The organism is Halorussus marinus (assembly GCF_004765795.1).
GTDB lineage: Archaea > Halobacteriota > Halobacteria > Halobacteriales > Haladaptataceae > Halorussus > Halorussus marinus.
In genome coordinates this window covers 412,312-427,792 of record NZ_SBIV01000001.1, presented here as the reverse complement: position 1 = coordinate 427,792, position 15,481 = coordinate 412,312, and the positions used below count along the sequence as shown (strand labels likewise).

The 15,481-nt window shown below is 70.4% G+C and carries 12 protein-coding genes; 7 read left to right on the top strand and 5 right to left on the bottom strand.

Features of this window, described 5'->3' with window-relative positions:
* The first annotated feature begins 98 nt into the window (after positions 1 to 98).
* The 6 genes from EPY72_RS02205 (at position 99) to EPY72_RS02185 (ending at position 10,651) form a co-directional block, all read left to right on the top strand.
* Entirely contained in the window at positions 99 to 737 is a 639-nt protein-coding gene (locus EPY72_RS02205; protein WP_135805427.1) for a DUF6517 family protein, read from the top strand.
* Between the two features lie 38 nt (positions 738 to 775).
* Positions 776 to 952, top strand: a complete 177-nt coding sequence (locus EPY72_RS19175) for a hypothetical protein (RefSeq protein ID WP_167599444.1) — start codon at positions 776 to 778, stop codon at positions 950 to 952.
* On the top strand, positions 949 to 1,929 hold the full coding sequence (corA, locus tag EPY72_RS02200; protein ID WP_135805426.1) for a magnesium/cobalt transporter CorA: 981 nt from the start codon (positions 949 to 951) through the stop codon (positions 1,927 to 1,929). The genes EPY72_RS19175 and corA overlap by 4 nt, the downstream gene beginning before the upstream one ends.
* A 58-nt stretch (positions 1,930 to 1,987) precedes the next feature.
* Positions 1,988 to 2,893: a DMT family transporter gene (locus tag EPY72_RS02195; protein ID WP_135805425.1), complete on the top strand. Its 906-nt coding sequence runs from the start codon at positions 1,988 to 1,990 to the stop codon at positions 2,891 to 2,893.
* 362 nt (positions 2,894 to 3,255) lie between these two features.
* Positions 3,256 to 6,888, top strand: coding sequence for a PKD domain-containing protein (locus EPY72_RS19770; protein ID WP_135805424.1), 3,633 nt, complete (start codon positions 3,256 to 3,258; stop codon positions 6,886 to 6,888).
* A 211-nt stretch (positions 6,889 to 7,099) separates the two neighbouring features.
* Positions 7,100 to 10,651: a PKD domain-containing protein gene (locus tag EPY72_RS02185; protein ID WP_135805423.1), complete on the top strand. Its 3,552-nt coding sequence runs from the start codon at positions 7,100 to 7,102 to the stop codon at positions 10,649 to 10,651.
* On the opposite strand, the gene queC is transcribed toward EPY72_RS02185, so the two are convergent.
* Positions 10,648 to 11,349 carry a 7-cyano-7-deazaguanine synthase QueC gene (queC, locus tag EPY72_RS02180; RefSeq protein ID WP_135805422.1) on the bottom strand — a complete coding sequence of 234 codons (702 nt, stop codon included), beginning with the start codon at positions 11,347 to 11,349 and terminating at the stop codon, positions 10,648 to 10,650. The genes EPY72_RS02185 and queC overlap by 4 nt on opposite strands.
* Positions 11,350 to 11,438: 89 nt before the next feature.
* On the opposite strand from queC, the gene EPY72_RS02175 reads away from it, so the two are divergent.
* Positions 11,439 to 12,284, top strand: coding sequence for a DUF7847 domain-containing protein (locus tag EPY72_RS02175; protein WP_135805421.1), 846 nt, complete (start codon positions 11,439 to 11,441; stop codon positions 12,282 to 12,284).
* On the opposite strand, the gene EPY72_RS02170 is transcribed toward EPY72_RS02175, so the two are convergent.
* The 4 genes from EPY72_RS02170 to EPY72_RS02155 form a co-directional block, all read right to left on the bottom strand.
* A complete protein-coding gene (locus EPY72_RS02170) occupies positions 12,281 to 13,048 on the bottom strand; it encodes a 7-carboxy-7-deazaguanine synthase QueE (RefSeq protein WP_134670887.1) in 768 nt (255 codons plus the stop codon). The genes EPY72_RS02175 and EPY72_RS02170 overlap by 4 nt on opposite strands.
* A 2-nt stretch (positions 13,049 to 13,050) precedes the next feature.
* Positions 13,051 to 13,503 (bottom strand): 6-pyruvoyl trahydropterin synthase family protein, encoded by a 453-nt coding sequence (locus tag EPY72_RS02165; RefSeq protein ID WP_134670886.1) that lies wholly within the window; start codon positions 13,501 to 13,503, stop codon positions 13,051 to 13,053.
* 104 nt (positions 13,504 to 13,607) lie between these two features.
* Positions 13,608 to 13,895, bottom strand: coding sequence for a DUF3006 domain-containing protein (locus tag EPY72_RS02160; RefSeq protein ID WP_135805420.1), 288 nt, complete (start codon positions 13,893 to 13,895; stop codon positions 13,608 to 13,610).
* On the bottom strand, positions 13,885 to 15,351 hold the full coding sequence (locus tag EPY72_RS02155) for a lamin tail domain-containing protein (RefSeq protein WP_135805419.1): 1,467 nt from the start codon (positions 15,349 to 15,351) through the stop codon (positions 13,885 to 13,887). The genes EPY72_RS02160 and EPY72_RS02155 overlap by 11 nt, the downstream gene beginning before the upstream one ends.
* Between the last annotated feature and the right edge of the window lie 130 nt (positions 15,352 to 15,481).

The following is a 15,481-nucleotide window of genomic DNA, read 5'->3' as shown; positions in this document are numbered from 1 at the left end:
GCGAGACCGGCGGTCCCTCGTCGATCCTTTCGGTCGGCCTCGGTGGCCGTCGCCGGCCACGAGATTGATAAGGGCCCTCTGATTACCGGGCGAGTAGCATGAGGAAACCCGTAGCTACTGGCACGCTACTCGCCCTGCTGGTCGTCACCAGCGGGTGCGTCGGCGTTCTCTCTGGACCGGTCACGTTCGCCGCCACGGAGGCGACGGTGAGCGAGGCCGCGCTCGAATCGACCGGATACGAACACAACCGCACCGAGGAGATGGTGGTCAACCGCACCTTCTCGGCGGCGGGCCAGAGCAAGGACGTGGAGGTGACAAACTGGATCTCCGAGTACCACCAGAGCGTCGGCATCGAGGGGCTGGCCGAACAGCGCGTCGCGGTGTTCGCGACCTTCGCGAGCCCGACGGTCGAGGTGGTGGGCCAGTCGTTCAACCCGCTCGACGACTACGACAACCGCGAGCTCGCCGAGCAGTTCACCGCCCAGCTCGCGAGCGTCGGCGACGTCCGCAGGGTCGGCAGTCGGACGATCACGATGCTCGGTAGCGACGCGAACGTCACGAAGTTCGAGGCGACCGTGACCACCAGTACCGGACTCGAGTTCGACGCCTACCTCCACGTCACGAAGGTCGAACACGGCGACGACTTCGTGGGGGCGATCGCAGTGTATCCCAAACAGCTCCCCGACCAGCAGGCCGCGATCAACGAACTGATCCGCGGCGTCGAACACGAGGCGTAGCGCCAAACCCTTTTCTCGTTCGCGCGCGAGCCGCGAGTATGAACGGTGCGTTCGCCGCCGGAGCCGGGCTCACACTGCTCGGCCTCGTCGGCTATCTCGCGGGGCTCGTTGCCGCCTATCCCGGCCGGGCGTTCTCGGTGTCGGGCGTGATGGTCGGCATCACACTGCTCGCGATCGGTGCCGACACGACCGGCGCCGCGGGGGCCGACTCGTGACCGTCCGCTCGGTGGTGTACTCCGCCGACGGGACGACCGACTACACCGATCTGGCCGAGGCCCGAGGCGCCGATGGGACGACGTGGGTTCGGGTGTCGGACGGCACGCCGGCCGAACTGGACCGGGTGGCCGAGACGTTCGGTATTCACCCGCTGTCGGTCGAGGACGTGCGAAACGACGTGCGCCCGAAGACCGAGGAGTTCGACGACCACACCTTCGTCCTGCTGAAGACCGCCTCACTGCGCCGGGGCGAGACGACGTTCGACGAGGAGATCCGAACCCGAAACGTCGGGCTGTTCGTGGGCGACGACTGGATCGTGTCCCTATCGACCCACGACCTCTCGGCGGTCGAGCGCGTCTGGGGGATGGTCGAGTCCGAGGAGGGCCGGCTCCTCCGACAGGGCGCGGACTTCGCGGTCTATCGGATCGTCGACGCGGTCGTCGACGACTACTTCGAGGTGCTCGACCAGATCGAAGACCAGATCGAGGCCGTCGAGGACGACGTGACCACGGCGGCCGACATCGACACGCTGGAGGTCATCAACAACGTCCGCCGGGAACTGCTCTCGTTTCGGAAACTGCTGTGGCCGACTCGCGAGGCCGCCGGCTCGCTCGCCCGCGGCGACCCCGACCAGATTCAGGAGTCGACCGAGAAGTACTTCCGGGACGTGTACGACCACCTCGTCCAGTTGGTCGATCTGACCGAGACCTATCGGGACCTCGCGAGCGGCGCGCGCGACATCTACCTCAACTCGCTGTCGCTGTCGACCAACGAGGTGATGAAGCGACTGACCGTCGTCGCGACCGTGGTCCTCCCGCTGACGTTCGTCGTCGGAGTCTACGGGATGAACTTCGAGGGGAGCCCGTACAACATGCCCGAGCTCGGCTGGACGTACGGCTATCCCGCCGTGATGGTCGGGATGCTCGGCGTGACGGTGGTGCTGGTGGCGTACTTCAGGCGGTCGGGGTACGTCTGAGCAGGCGAGCCGTCCGAAACCGGTTCGACTAAACCGCCGCCGTCCGACACCGTCAACGATGAGCACGCTCTCGCGGCTCGAAGCGCGGACCCCACCGATGGCGGGGCTCGCGGTCGCGATCGTCGCGGTCAGCACCAGCGCCATCCTGATCCGATACAGCGAGGCCCCGAGCATCGTCAAGGCGCTCTACCGCGTGGTGTTTACCACGCTCATGCTCGCGCCGGTGGCGGTCACGCGCTACCGGGAGGACCTCCGGCGGCTCTCGGGGCGGGACGCGGCGATCGCGATCGTCACCGGGGTCGCGCTCGCGGCTCACTTTGCGACGTGGTTCGAGAGTCTGGAGTGGACGACCGTCGCGGCGAGCGTCACGCTGGTCCAGTCCCAGCCGCTGTTCGTCGCGGTCGGCGCGGCCCTCCTGCTCGAGGAGACCGTCACCCGCCGGATGGCGGCCGGAATCCTGATCGCGGTCGCCGGGGTCGCGGTGATGTCGCTCGGGGGGCTGTTGTCGGGGGCGGCGCTCGCCGGCGCCCGACCATTGTTCGGCAACGGGCTGGCGCTGGTCGGCGCCGTGATGGCGGCCGGCTACGTCCTCGCGGGGCGGTCGCTCCGCCAACGAGTCGCGCTCGTCCCGTACGTCACGGTGGTGTACGCCGTCTGTGCGCTCGCGCTGTTGGCGGTCGCGGTCGGTCAGGGCGCGACCGTGGCGCTGACCGCCTACGAGCCCACCGAGTGGCTCCTCTTTCTCGGGATGGCGATCGGGCCGGGGATCTTCGGTCACACGGTCATCAACTGGGCGCTGAAGTACGTCGAGTCGAGCGTGGTCAGCGTCACCCTGCTCGGCGAACCGGTGGGGTCGACCCTGCTCGCGCTCGTCCTGCTCGGGGAGGTCCCCGACGCGTTCACCGTCGCCGGCGGCGCGGTCGTGCTCGCTGGCATCTACGTCACCGCGCGAAGCCGTCCGTAGGCGACGCCGAGTTCTCGGTCGGATTTCTGAACGCTCGACAGGCACGGCCTACGGCCGTATAGCCGACGGTTTGTGAACGGTCAGGCGCGTTCTGTTCGGGCGACAGCCGGTGGATAACAAAGGGCGGGTACGCCGGAAGTTGTCGGGTAACGATGTCGTGACGACCGATTCGACGGTTAAGACCGACGAAACGTCTCGAAACGCGCAATTTCCGACGAATCCCGACTCAGAATGCCCGAACGCCATCCCCGCCGCAGACGCCTCGAACGGCCTCGAAAGCGGCGGTACACCCACGCTAGCATCGATAAGCCGACCGAACCCGGACCGCCGACCCGCCAGAGACGTCCCGGAGGTGGGCGGGCGTGAGCCGCCGAGCCCAGGCCCGGGCGGTCCTGCTCGCCGGACTGCTCGTCGTCTCGTCGCTCTCGGTGGCCGGCGTCGGTGGCGCCGCGCCGTCGGGCGCGGCGACCACGTTCCACGTCTCGCAGGGCGAGGAGTGTTACGAGGTGTCGCCGATCGGTTCCGGTGAGCAGACGATCGAAGAGTTCTACGACTACCGCTCGGGACCCGGAACCCTCTACGGCTCCTACGGCGAGGAGTCACAGGCGATCCAGGAGAATCAGGTCAGCCACCTTTTCGTCTACCGTGGCTCGGAGGGGCTCAGCCTCGTGATGCTCCACGACGCTCTCAACGGCTCTGAGGGCGGTGCGGTAACGTTCGACATCGAGGGGCTCCCCGAGAACCGCGAGTGGACCGTCGAGGACGACAGCTACGAGAACCCCGACGACAACTTCGACCACGACGGCACGAAGTCGACCATCGACTGGATGTGGGCCGACGACCGCACCGACGGTGCGGCCGTGCGCGGTCTGAGCGGGGAGTTCGACGCCATCACCATCGACTCGGCTTTCGGCGAGAATTCGTGGGCGTACCAAGAGCGTAGCGATCAGTGGGGTCCCGCAACTGACGACATCACCGACTGGGAGGTCGAATCCGGCGACGGAAACAGCTACTCGCTGACGAAAGGCGAGACGGTGACGATCAAGAAGGGGAGTTGCCCCGACACCACCGACCCCGAGGCCTCGCTGACGGCCACGCCGAACCCCGTCGCGAACGATCAGGCGGTCACGCTCGACGCCAGCGGCTCCTCGGGCACCGGTAGCGACGTCGCCGAGTACCGCTGGGACTTCGAAAACGACGGCGAGATCGACCGGACGACCTCCGAACCGACGGTCTCCCGGACGTACGACACCCCCGGGACCTACACCGCGGCGGTGACGGTCGTCGACGGGGGCGACAACACCGCCACTACGACGACGGAGATCGAGGTCACAGCGTCCGATAGCGGGGACGGGACCGGCCTCGTAGCCGCCTTCTCCGCCGATCCGAACCCCGCCGGAAACGACGAGGCGATCACGTTCGACGCCGGCGATTCGTCCGGCGACGTCACCAGCTACGAGTGGGACTTCGGCGACGGGTCGAGCGCCACCGGCGAAACCGCCACGCACAGCTACGACGGCTACGGCGAGTACGAGGTCTCGCTCACGGTGACCGACGGCGAGGGCGACACCGCCACCGCGAGCGAGACCGTCACCGTCGAGGAGCGTGACCCCATCGAGTACCTCAACGAGAGCGCGGTCCGGATCAACGGCGACTTCGAGACGGTGTACGTCCACGCGCCGTTCTACGCCACCGACGGGGCCGGAGCCGACGACCTCGACCTCGGCCCGGTCAGCGGTACTACCGTGCTCGAAGCCCCCGACAGCGGTCAGTGGGGGCCCGTGATCCGTGAGGTCTCCGTCTACGACGGCGATCGGACCGGCGACGCCGTCGCGACCAGACAGAACCCCGACTACGAGTCCCAACTCGCGGCGGTCCGCCCCGAGCGTCCGAGCACCTTCGTCGAGAGCGCGACCCGGGTCGGCGACGGCACCTACGAGGTGACGTTCGGCTACGAGAACCCGAACGACGCCGAGATGTCGCCCGCGGTCAACGAGTTCGGAGCCGGCAACGTCGACGCGGAACCGCCGTCGGTCTTCGAGCCCGGGCGCAACACCTTCACGGTGACGTGGACGCCCGAGACCGACGACTCGAACCTCGTCTGGCAGACCGACTTCGGGAACTTCGACCTCGGCGCGGCCACCGCGACGAGCCCGACGGCCGCCCAGATCGAGGCCGACGCCGAACCACCGAGCGCGCACATCGACGCGCCCGAGACGGCCACCGTCGGCGAGACGATCAGCCTCGATGGCTCCGGATCGACCGACGACGCCGGCGTCGTGGGCTACCACTGGCAGTTTGGCGACGGGACGACCGCGATGGGCGAGACGGTGACTCGCACCTACGACGAGCCCGGCGAGTACGAGGTCTCGCTCACGGTGAACGACGCCGCGGGCAACACCGACACCGCGACCCACCTGCTCACGGTCGAGAAACCCGACTCGGCGCCGCCCAAAGACGACGATCCGAAAGACGACGACGGTCCGACCGCGAAGCTCACCCTCTCGACCGACACCGCAGACTTCGGTGAGAAGGTCGGCTTCGACGCGAGCGACTCGAAAAGCGACGCCGACATCGAGGAGTACCGGTGGAACTTCGACGGCGACGACGAGATCGACCGCCGGACCAACACGAAAGACAACAGCACCGTCTACCACCGAGTCCACAAGATCTACGACGAGCCCGGGACCTACACCGCCTCGGTGACCGTCGTGGACGCGAACGGCGACAAAGACATCGCCGGCGCCCAGATCACCATCGAGCGGAACGACCACACGAAACCCGGCGCGACGCTCCACGTTCCTGAGACCGCCGAGGTCGGCCAGAAAGTCCACCTGAAGGCGACCGACCTCACCGGCGTCGAGTCCGGGGTCTCACACATCTGTTGGGTCGTCGTCGACGGCGACGAGCACAACCACGACAAGCCCGAGGGCGAGACCGCGACCCACGTCTTCGACTCGCCCGGCGACAAGACGGTGAAGCTCCACATCGTGGACAAAGCCGGCAACAAGAACATGATCGAGCGGACGATCACCGTCGAGGAGGCCGACGGTGGGAGCGATTCCGGCGACGCGAACGACGGTGACGACGGCGACAAAGAGCCCGTCGTCGACGATCCCGACGACGGGGCCACCGGCGGCGGGATCGGAACCGCCAGCCCGAACCGCGGATCGAGCTCGAACGACGATTCGAACGAGCGCAACGACCGCACGATCGCCTCGCTCGGCGACGACGCCGGCGAAGTCGTCGTCGAGTCGAGCGGCGCGAGCCTGACGGTCAACGAGACCGCGCCCGCGGACGTGCGGGCGCCGACCGCCGCGGCCGACGGCTTCGAGGCCCTGTCGTACGTCACCGTCGCGGACGCCGACGGCGCGAACGCGACGTTCACCGTCTCGAACGACCGGCTGGCGGCGGCCGACGCCGCCCCCGAGCACGTCTCGCTGTTCCGATACGAGAACGACTCGTGGACCCCGGTCGACGTCGAGCGCCTGAACGAGACCGACGACGCCCAGCGGTTCGGCGCGAACGCCACCGACGGCGCCTACGCGGTCGGCGTCGAACGGCCCGCGACCGCGATCGCCGGCCTGTCGGTGCCGGGCGACCGCGTCGCGCCCGGCGACCGGGCGACCGTCACCGCGACGGTTGCCAACGACGGCCTCGCGGAGGGCACCCACGAGGTCGAACTCACCGTCGACGGCGAGGTGGTGGCGACCGAGTCGGTCACCGTCCCGGCCGACTCGACCCGCGAGGTCGAGTTCGCTCGGCAGTTCGACGACCCCGGCGTCTATCAGGTGAGCGTCGACGACGAGCGCGCCGAGATCGTCGTCGAGGGCATCGAGACCGCCGAGGCGACGACCGAGGCGGGTCCCGCGACGTCCGAGTCGACCGAGACGACGGCCGAGAGCACCACCGACGGCGGCGTGCCCGGCTTCGGCGTCGGCGCGGCGCTGGTCGCGGTGCTCGCGGCCGCGCTCATCGCCCGTCGGCGGTCCTGACGGCGCGATCGCATTCGCGGTTCTTTTTAAGCCGGCGCTGTCGGCGGTTAGGCTTCGAGGACGCCGCGACGCCGACTCGGCCTAGGTTCGGACAGCCGACGTATAACAAAGACCGACTCGCCGCAAAGCCGGGGTGACTCGGCGCCCAGAGCCGCGACTCGACCGCGCGGACGGGTCGACCGCCCGGCTCTGTGCGGCGCTGGCCCCCACAATGACTCAGATACGCTCTTACGCCGCGGTCGTGGTCGTCGCGCTCCTCGTCGTCGCGCCGGTGGCGCCCCACGCGGTCGACACCGCGAGCGCCGCCGAGAACGCGTTCGTCGTCGAGCAGGGCGACCGGTGTTTCGAGGTGTCGCCGCTGGAGGGCGGCGAGGATGTCGTCGACTTCTACGATTACCGCAGTCCGATCGACGACGAGGAGTACACGTACAGCACCTACATGCCGTCGACCCTCCCCCGAGAGGACACCAGCCGGTTGTTCCTCTACGACGGGCCCGAGGGCGTGAGCCTCGTGATCGTCCACAACGAGCGCGGCGCGAGCGGCGGCGGGAGCGCCGCGACGTTCCGGTTCTCGGGACTGCCCGGCGACGGCGAGTGGGCGCTCGTCGACGACAACTACGACGACCGGGACGACCGGATCTCCCGGGACCGGATCGACTGGACGTGGTACGGCGACCGCACCGACGGCGGGATCTTCCGAGGCATCGACGCCGCCGACACCCGGATCACGATCGACCCCGCGTTCGACGAGCGGGCGGCCCTCTACGACGACCTCGATCGGACCGGCGAGGTCCGGGCGTGGCAGTTCCTCTCGGGGAGCGTCGACGATCCCGCGACGACCGACCTCCGGATGAGCCGACCGATCACGATCCGAGCCGGGAGCTGTACCGACTCGTCGGCGCCCGACGCCGCGCTCGTCGCGGGCGACGGCGTGGCCGGAGTTCCGGTCTCGCTCGACGCGAGCGGCGCGAGCGACGACCGGGGCGTCGCCGAGTACCGGTGGGACGTCGACGGCGACGGCGAGGTCGAGCGGACCACGTCGACGCCGTCGATCGATCACGTCTACGACGACCCCGGCGAGTACCGGGCTCGGGTGACCGTCGCCGACGCCGCGGGCAACACCGACGCCGCGGCCGCGAACGTCACCGTCGAGGCGGACGCGCCCCCGGAGGCGGCCGTCACTGTCGCGACCGACGCGCCGACCGAGGGGTTCCGGACCGTCCTCGACGCGACCGCCACCGTCGACGACGTGGGGGTCGCGAGCTACCGGTGGGACCTCGACGGCGACGGCGAGATCGAGCGAACGACCGACGGGCCCCGGACGGGGTACGTCTACAACGAGAGCGGGACCTACGAGGCGAGCGTGACCGCCGTCGACCGCGGCGGCTCCGAGGACACCGCGACCGTTTCGGTGTCGGTCGGGGCCGACGAGCCGCCCGCGCCGACGATCGAGGTGGCGGCGCCGGCCGACCCCGTCCGGGGCGAGCAGTTCGTCTTCGACGCCGGAAACACCACCGACGACACCGGGATCGACACCTATCGGTGGGCGTTCGGCGACAACGCGACCGCGACCGGCGAGACGGTGACCCACCGGTTCGACGCCGCGGGGAGCTACGAGGTCGCGCTCGAAGCGACCGACGAGGGGGGCAACGCGGCGACCGCGACGGTCGACGTCGAGGTGCTGGCGCCCGACGAGACCCCGCCGACGGCCGCGGCCAGCGTCGACCCATCGACCGTCGAAGCCGGCGCGAGCGTCACCCTCGACGCCGCCGACGCGACCGACGACCGCCGGATCGCGAGCTATCGGTGGGCGTTCGGCGACGGGTCGACCGGCTCGGGCGAGACCGCGAGCCACATCTACGACGAGCCGGGGACCTACACCGCGACCGTGACCGTCACCGACGCCGCCGGCAACGCCGCCACCGCCAACGCGACCGTCGAGGTCGTCCGCGCTCGGCCGCCGAACGTGAGCGCCACGGTCCCCGACGCGGTCGGAGTCGACGCGACGCTCGACGTCGAGGGATCGGCCGCCGATCGGAGCCGGATCGCGGGCTACCGGTGGGCGTTCGGTGACGGGGCGACCGCCCGGGGGCCGACCGCGAACCACAGCTACGACGACCCGGGCAACTACACGGTGACCCTGACCGCGACCGACCGGGCGGGCAACGCCAACCGGACCGCCGCCAGAGTGCGGGTGTTGGGACCGGACCGAACGACGCCGACCGCCGCCCTCTCGGTCGAGGACGAGCAGGCGAGCGTCGGCGACGACGTGACCTTCGACGCGACGAACAGCAGCGACGACCGTGGCGTCGCCGAGTACCGGTGGACGTTCGGCGACGGGGAGACCCGAACCACGGACGCGGCGCGCGTCGACCACGCCTACGGCGAACCGGGGTCGTACAACGCGACGGTCACCGTCGTCGACGGCGCGGGCAACGACGACACCGCGGCGGCCGTCGGCGTCCGAGTCACCGAGGAGCAGGCGATAGGAGACAGTGGCGGCGGCGGAAGCGGCGGTGGTGGCGGAAGCGGCGGCGATAGCGGTGGAAGCGCCGACGGAAGTGGCGGCGGGGGCGGCGGAGGCGGAAGCGCCGGAGGCGGCGGCTCTGTGTCCGTCCTCACCGAGACCGAGGCTCGCGGCCCGAACGCGACCGCCGTCGACGTGCGCAACGCGCGGGGCGACGAGACCGTCACGGCTGACCTGCCCGCGACCGACGCCGCCGACCAGACCGCCCTTCGGTTCCGGGCGGTCGAGATCGACCTCGCGACCGACGACCCGCACTTCGTGGTCGAGACCGCCCGCGGCGCCGACGGTGGGGCCGAACTGCCGGCCGACGAAGCGTTCGGGAGCCTCGCCGTCGGCGCGAAGTACCTCGACGCCGCGTCGGTCGAGCGCGTCGTCTACGTCGCGACGGTCGCGCGCGACCGCCTCGACGCCGCCGGGGTGGGCCCCGACGACCTCGCGGCGTACCAGCGCCGCGACGGCGAGTGGTCGGCCCTCGACGCGACCGTCACCGACCGGGGCGAGCGCGTCCGGGTCCGAGCCACGGCCGACGCGATCGGTGCCCTCGCTGTCGGGGCCGACAGACCGTACGCCGTGACCGGGGCCACGCTCGCGGCCGAGTCGGTCGCGGCCAGCGATTCGATCGCGGTGAACGCGACGGTCCGCAACGACAGAGCCGATTCCCGGACGTTCGCGGTCGACCTGACCGCGGACGGCGAGCCGGTCGCCACCGAAACGGTCGAGGTGCCGGGCGGGGAGACCGCCGCGGTCGCGTTCGAGCGCTCGCTCGCGCCGGGCATCCACGAGGTCGCCGTGGCCGGCGAGCCCGTCGGGACGGTGTCGGTCGCCGACCCGGTCGCGGACATCGCGGTCGCCGACCTGTCGGCGAACGCCTCCCGGATCGACGCCGGCGACCGGGTCGCGATCACCGCGAGCGTCGAGAACCGCGGCGCGAAAGACGGCCAGCGCGAACTCGCGCTCGGACTGTTCGGCGAGGCGGTCGCGACCGAGACCGTCGCCGTGCCCGCCGGCGAGCGCCGGTCGGTCACGTTCGTCCGGGAGATCGGCGCGGCGGGCGACTACACCGCGAGCGCGGGCGGGGAGACCGTCGAGATCGCGGTCGTCGAAACCGCCCCCGACGCAACCGACTCGTCGGCGCCCGACGCGTCGATCCTGGGCTTGGGCGCGAGCGGGGCGCTGATCGCTCTCGTCGGGGCACTGCTGGTCGCGGCGCGCCGGGGGCGGGCGGGCGACCGCTAGTCGGCGTACTCGGGGCGCCGTTCGTACTCGATCGGGTCCCGGACGCCGACGTTCTGGAAGGCCTTGAGCCGGAACGCGCAGGCGTCGCAGGTGCCACACGCCGGCGACTCGGCCCGGTAACAGCTCCAGGTGTCCTCGTAGGGGACCCCGAGTTCGACGCCGCGCTCGGCGATGTCGGTCTTCGACAGCTCGGCGAACGGCGCCCGGATCTCGACGTGGGTGTCGTCTCTCGTTCCGGCGTCGACGACCCCCTGAAACGCGTCGAAGAACGCCGGCCGGCAGTCCGGATACCCCGAGAAGTCCTCGGTGTGGGCGCCGATGAAGACGGCCTCGCAGTCGTTGGCCTCGGCGTACGACACCGCCATCGCGAGCAGGTTCGCGTTCCGGAACGGGACGTAAGACGTCGGGACCGACTCGGAGTCGAGGTCGGCGTCCGCGATGTCCATCTCGTCGTCGGTCAGGCTCGACCCGCCGATCGCCGCGAGGTGGTCGGTCTCGATCCGGAGGAAGTCCGCGGCGTCGACTTCCTCGGCCAGTCGCTCGGCGCACTCGTACTCTTTGTCCTCGGTTTCCTGTCCGTAGGAGGTGTGCAACAGGTAGAGGTCGTAGCCCTCGGCCTGGGCCTCGTAGGCGGCGGTGGCGCTGTCCATCCCGCCGGAGACCAGGACGACGGCCCGCTTCGATGTGCTCTCGGTCATACTCGACCACTCGCACGCGAATACTATCAACGATGCGGTCGCGCGGCCGAAACCGACAGCGATAATACACGAACGGCTGACGTGTCCGTATGGGTGCAATTTCGTCGCTCTCCACGACGGGCCGGACGCTCGCGCGAAATAGCAGTCTGTTCGGCGCGGCGTTCGTCGTCACGCTGGTCTCTTTCCTCCCGACGGGACTGTCGGTCCTCCTCCCGCCGCCGACCGCCGGGGTGGTGATGGTTCCGCTGTCGGGGCTCTCGCTGTTGGTCGTACCGTTCCTGACGGGCGGACTGCTCTCGATGGCCCGAGAGGGACTCGACGGGACCGCCAGCTTCGAGACGTTCCTCGCGGGCGGCCGGAAACACTATCTGCGACTGCTGGCCGCGATCGTCCTGTTCGTGGTGCTGTTCGGCGCCATCGGCGCCGTGCTGGGGATCGCGGCGATCGCCGCGTTCGCGGTGGGCGTCGGCGCCGGGTCGGCGGCGATCACAGAGGCCAGTCTGGTCGCGCTGGCGATTCTGGGCGTGCTCGGGGTCCTCGCGGTGGGGCTACCCGTGTTCTTCCTGCAGTTTTACGCCGCGGCGGTGGTCGTCTCGGACCTCGGGGTCGCGGCGTCGTTCAAGCGGAGCGCCGGCCTCGTCCGCCGGAACCTCGTCTCCGCGCTCGGGTACTCCGCCGTCTCGCTCGCGATCGGCGCGGTCGGCGGGCTCTTGGGCGTTTTCTTCACGCTGTTCGGCGGCGCCGGCGTCGAGTCCCCGGCCCCGGGCGCTGGCGCCGGCGCCGGCCCGGGTGTGGGCACGGGAGTGCCGGAGGTGGCTCCGGGCGTCCTCGTCGCGGTCGGCGCGGCGATGGTCGTCCTCACGGCCCTGCTCTCGGCGTTCGGGGTGACCTATCAGGTCGCGTTCTACGACGACTGTCTCGACTCGCTCGCCTAGGTCTCGGGCGCGTCGTTCCAGAGGTTGACGTGGAGCCGCGGGGTGTACCGGAAGCCGTACTCACGGGCGAGTTCGGCGGCGACGGGTCGGGTCTCCTCGATCCGATCGCGGGTCGCGCCCTCCGGCATCAAAAGCACGTCGGCGTCCCGAATCCGAACGTCGACCGCCTCGCGGAGCCGCGCCACCAGATCGGTGATCTCGTCCATCTCCCCGCGGTCGCTCACCACGAACTTGAGTTGGACGTCGTAGGCCTCGACCAGCGCCCCGAGTGCGTCGCGGTCGATGCGGCGGGCGTCGTGGCGCTCGGCCCACTCGCCGTCGCCCTTCGGATCGCGTTCTGGCGTGGGGGTGCTCGACGCCAGCTTCGGGCTGACGCTGGCGAGGTCGATGGGAGCGTCCCGGAAGACGGTGCCGTTGGTCTCGACTGTGGTGTGGTACCCCCGATCGTCGAGGGCGTCGAGGAGGTCGACCGCCGAGTCGTGGATCAGCGGCTCGCCGCCCGTGAGCACGACGTGGTCGGCGTCGTACGACGCCACCTCCGCGAGGATCTCGTCGACGCTCATCGTCGCGTGGGTCGGCTCCCACGAGGTGTGATACGAGTCGCAGAACCAACACCGGAGGTTACAGCCGGAGGTCCGGACGAACACGCTCGGGACGCCCGCGAGCCGCCCCTCTCCCTGAAGCGATTCGAACAGTTCGTTGATCGGGAGGCCGTCGGCGTCCGACTCCCCGGGCGCCTCGTCGAGGTCGCTGGAGACCGGCACGGTCAGAACTCCGCGCCGCCACAGAGCTCGGCGGTCTCGCTGACCTGCACGCTGACCGCCGAGACGGTCTCGGGGAGCGTCGCTTCGAGCCGGCGTTCGAGCACCGCGCTCATCACTTCGGCGGTCGGCGGGTCGTCGAGGACGACGACGGCGTCGCCGTCGCCGCTCGCCTCGAACGCCTCGACGAGGGGATCGTCGGCCTCAAGGAGGAAGCGGTGGTCCCACTCGGAGACGACAGCGGTGACCGACCCCTTGTCGACGACCCACCCTTCCTCGCGGAGTTCGCCGACGATCTTCACCGCGATCTCGTAGTTGTGGCCGTGCGGGCGACTGCATTTGCCGTCGTGGTGGCGGATGCGGTGGCCGGCGCTGATCCGAATCGGTCGGTCGCGGCCGACGTAGAGGGTCCGTTCGTCGGCGCCGGGCGAGGCCGGCTCTGATACTCTTCGAGTCATATTCGGAGATCACTCGGCGCACACTTAAGCGTGCGTAAACGGACCGAGTCGTGGAGCGATTCACGACCCGCGGGCGGCCCGACTCTGGTCCGGACGCCGTCGACTCAGGCGTCCTCGTCCGACTCGTCGGGCGGGCGCTCGGCGAGTCGGTCGAATCGGTCTTGGGCCTCGGCGAGCCGGCGCTCGGACGCCTCGGGGTCGGGTCGCGCCGAGACGAGGTGGCCGTTCCGGACCGTTACCCGGAAGACGGCGTTCTGGCGGCTGTCGGCCGGTAGCCGACGCGTCCGGACGGCGAACTCGTCGAGGACCGTCCCGCCGTCCTCGACGAGCAAGACCGCCCGCTCGCCCTCGAATCGGTCGAGCACCGCGGCGTAGCGCCCGTCAGGAAGCATACGCCTCCTCCGTCACGAGTTCGCCTTCGGGCGTCCGGACGAAAACGGTGTCGCCGCCGTTGTTCCAGACGGCGGTGTCGGCGCCCCAGTAGTAGTGACCGTCGGCGTCCGTCCCGGAGCCGGTGTGGAGCGTGAGCGTCTCGCCCGGCCCGAGTTCGGTGTCGGCCGGGAACGCGTATGCGTGGTCGGCCTCGTCGCCGACCGTCCACCCCGAGAGGTCGAGGGTGCGGTCGCCGGCGTTCCGGAAGACGACGTACTCGTCGTCGAGGTTTTCGTGATCGTTGCCCCGCGCGTCGGCGTGGATCTCCGCGACTTCGAGCGCGCCGGCGGTCTCGCCCCCGTCGGCGACCACCGTCGCGTCGGGCGTCCTCGTCGGACCGGACGTGCTCGCGGGCGCTTCGCCGCGAGCCCGGAACGTGGCCCGGAGATCGAGTCGGCCCTCCGAACCCGGGCTCACCCCGGGCGCCGTCCGGAGTTCGCGCGGGTCGGTCGGGGCCCCGCGTCGAGTCAGGACCGCGACGCGCTCCCCGTCGGTCTCGAACGCCACGGTGCCGTGGACGCCGGTCCAGTAGGTCGGGACCCCGCGGTCGGCCAGACGCCCCAGCACCTCCCGATGAGGGTGGCCGTACGGCGAGTCGTAGGCGCTCTGGACGACCGCCACCCGGGGCGCGCTCGCGGCGAGCAGGCCCGGCCCGGTGCTGGAGTTGCTTCCGTGATGGCCGGCCGCGAGGATCGTCGCGTTCAGCCCGTCGGCGTAGCGCTCCCGGAGGTAGCGTTCGGCGGTCGACCCGCCGTCGCCGGTCAGCAGGAGGCTGACGTTCCCCCGGGCGACCCGGAGCGCGAGGCTGTTCTCGTTGCGGTCCTCGCCCGCGAAGCCCTCCGCGGGCGGGGCGAGCACCCGAGCGCTCGCGCCCGAGAGCGCGATTGCGTCGCCGGCCGCGGCCCGGTAGAGGGTCACGTCGTGGGCCTCGACCGCGTCGAGGTACCGCTCGTAGGTCCGGGTCGCGGCCGCCACGCCGGGGTCGTAGACCGCCCCGACGCCGTCGGCCTCGGTCTCGAAGTACTCGATGACCGCGGCGTGGCCCCCGATGTGGTCGGCGTCGGCGTGGGAGGTCACGAGGTAGTCGATCCGGGTCACGTTGCGCGCCCGGAGATAGTCGAGGACGTGCTCGCCGTCGTCCTCCCAGTCGCCCGTGTCGTACAACAGCGTCTCTCCGGTCGGCCCGACCACGAGGACGCTCGCGCCCTGTCCGACGTGAATAAAGTGGATCGAGAGATTGCCGGCGGAGTCGTCGCCGACCGCGTCGGCGCCGGTCGGCGACGCGGGGGAGGCGGTCCCGGAGCCCCCGTCTCCGAAGCCGCCCGAGCCGCCGAGACAGCCCGCGAGACCCGCGACGACGAGAAGCGCGACCGCCGCGAGGGCGAGCGACCGAGCGCGACGACGCGGGAGTTCCATTACGCTCACCCACGGTCGGGCGAGTCAACACTCCTTCCCAAAATATCGCGCAGAAATGCCCGCAAAGAACAGCATCGGGTTCGGCGACGCGCAAACCGAGACGAGTGAGCCTCGTCGAAGACGCGATCGC

Coding starts and splice junctions, on each gene's coding strand:
- EPY72_RS02185 (WP_135805423.1), top strand. CDS start 7,100: ATGACTCAGATACGCTCTTACGCCGCGGTCGTGGTCGTCGCGCTCCTC.
- EPY72_RS02175 (WP_135805421.1), top strand. CDS start 11,439: ATGGGTGCAATTTCGTCGCTCTCCACGACGGGCCGGACGCTCGCGCGA.
- EPY72_RS02160 (WP_135805420.1), bottom strand. CDS start 13,895: ATGCTTCCTGACGGGCGCTACGCCGCGGTGCTCGACCGATTCGAGGGC.
- EPY72_RS02155 (WP_135805419.1), bottom strand. CDS start 15,351: ATGGAACTCCCGCGTCGTCGCGCTCGGTCGCTCGCCCTCGCGGCGGTC.
- EPY72_RS19175 (WP_167599444.1), top strand. CDS start 776: ATGAACGGTGCGTTCGCCGCCGGAGCCGGGCTCACACTGCTCGGCCTC.
- EPY72_RS02165 (WP_134670886.1), bottom strand. CDS start 13,503: ATGACTCGAAGAGTATCAGAGCCGGCCTCGCCCGGCGCCGACGAACGG.
- EPY72_RS02195 (WP_135805425.1), top strand. CDS start 1,988: ATGAGCACGCTCTCGCGGCTCGAAGCGCGGACCCCACCGATGGCGGGG.
- EPY72_RS02205 (WP_135805427.1), top strand. CDS start 99: ATGAGGAAACCCGTAGCTACTGGCACGCTACTCGCCCTGCTGGTCGTC.
- queC (WP_135805422.1), bottom strand. CDS start 11,349: ATGACCGAGAGCACATCGAAGCGGGCCGTCGTCCTGGTCTCCGGCGGG.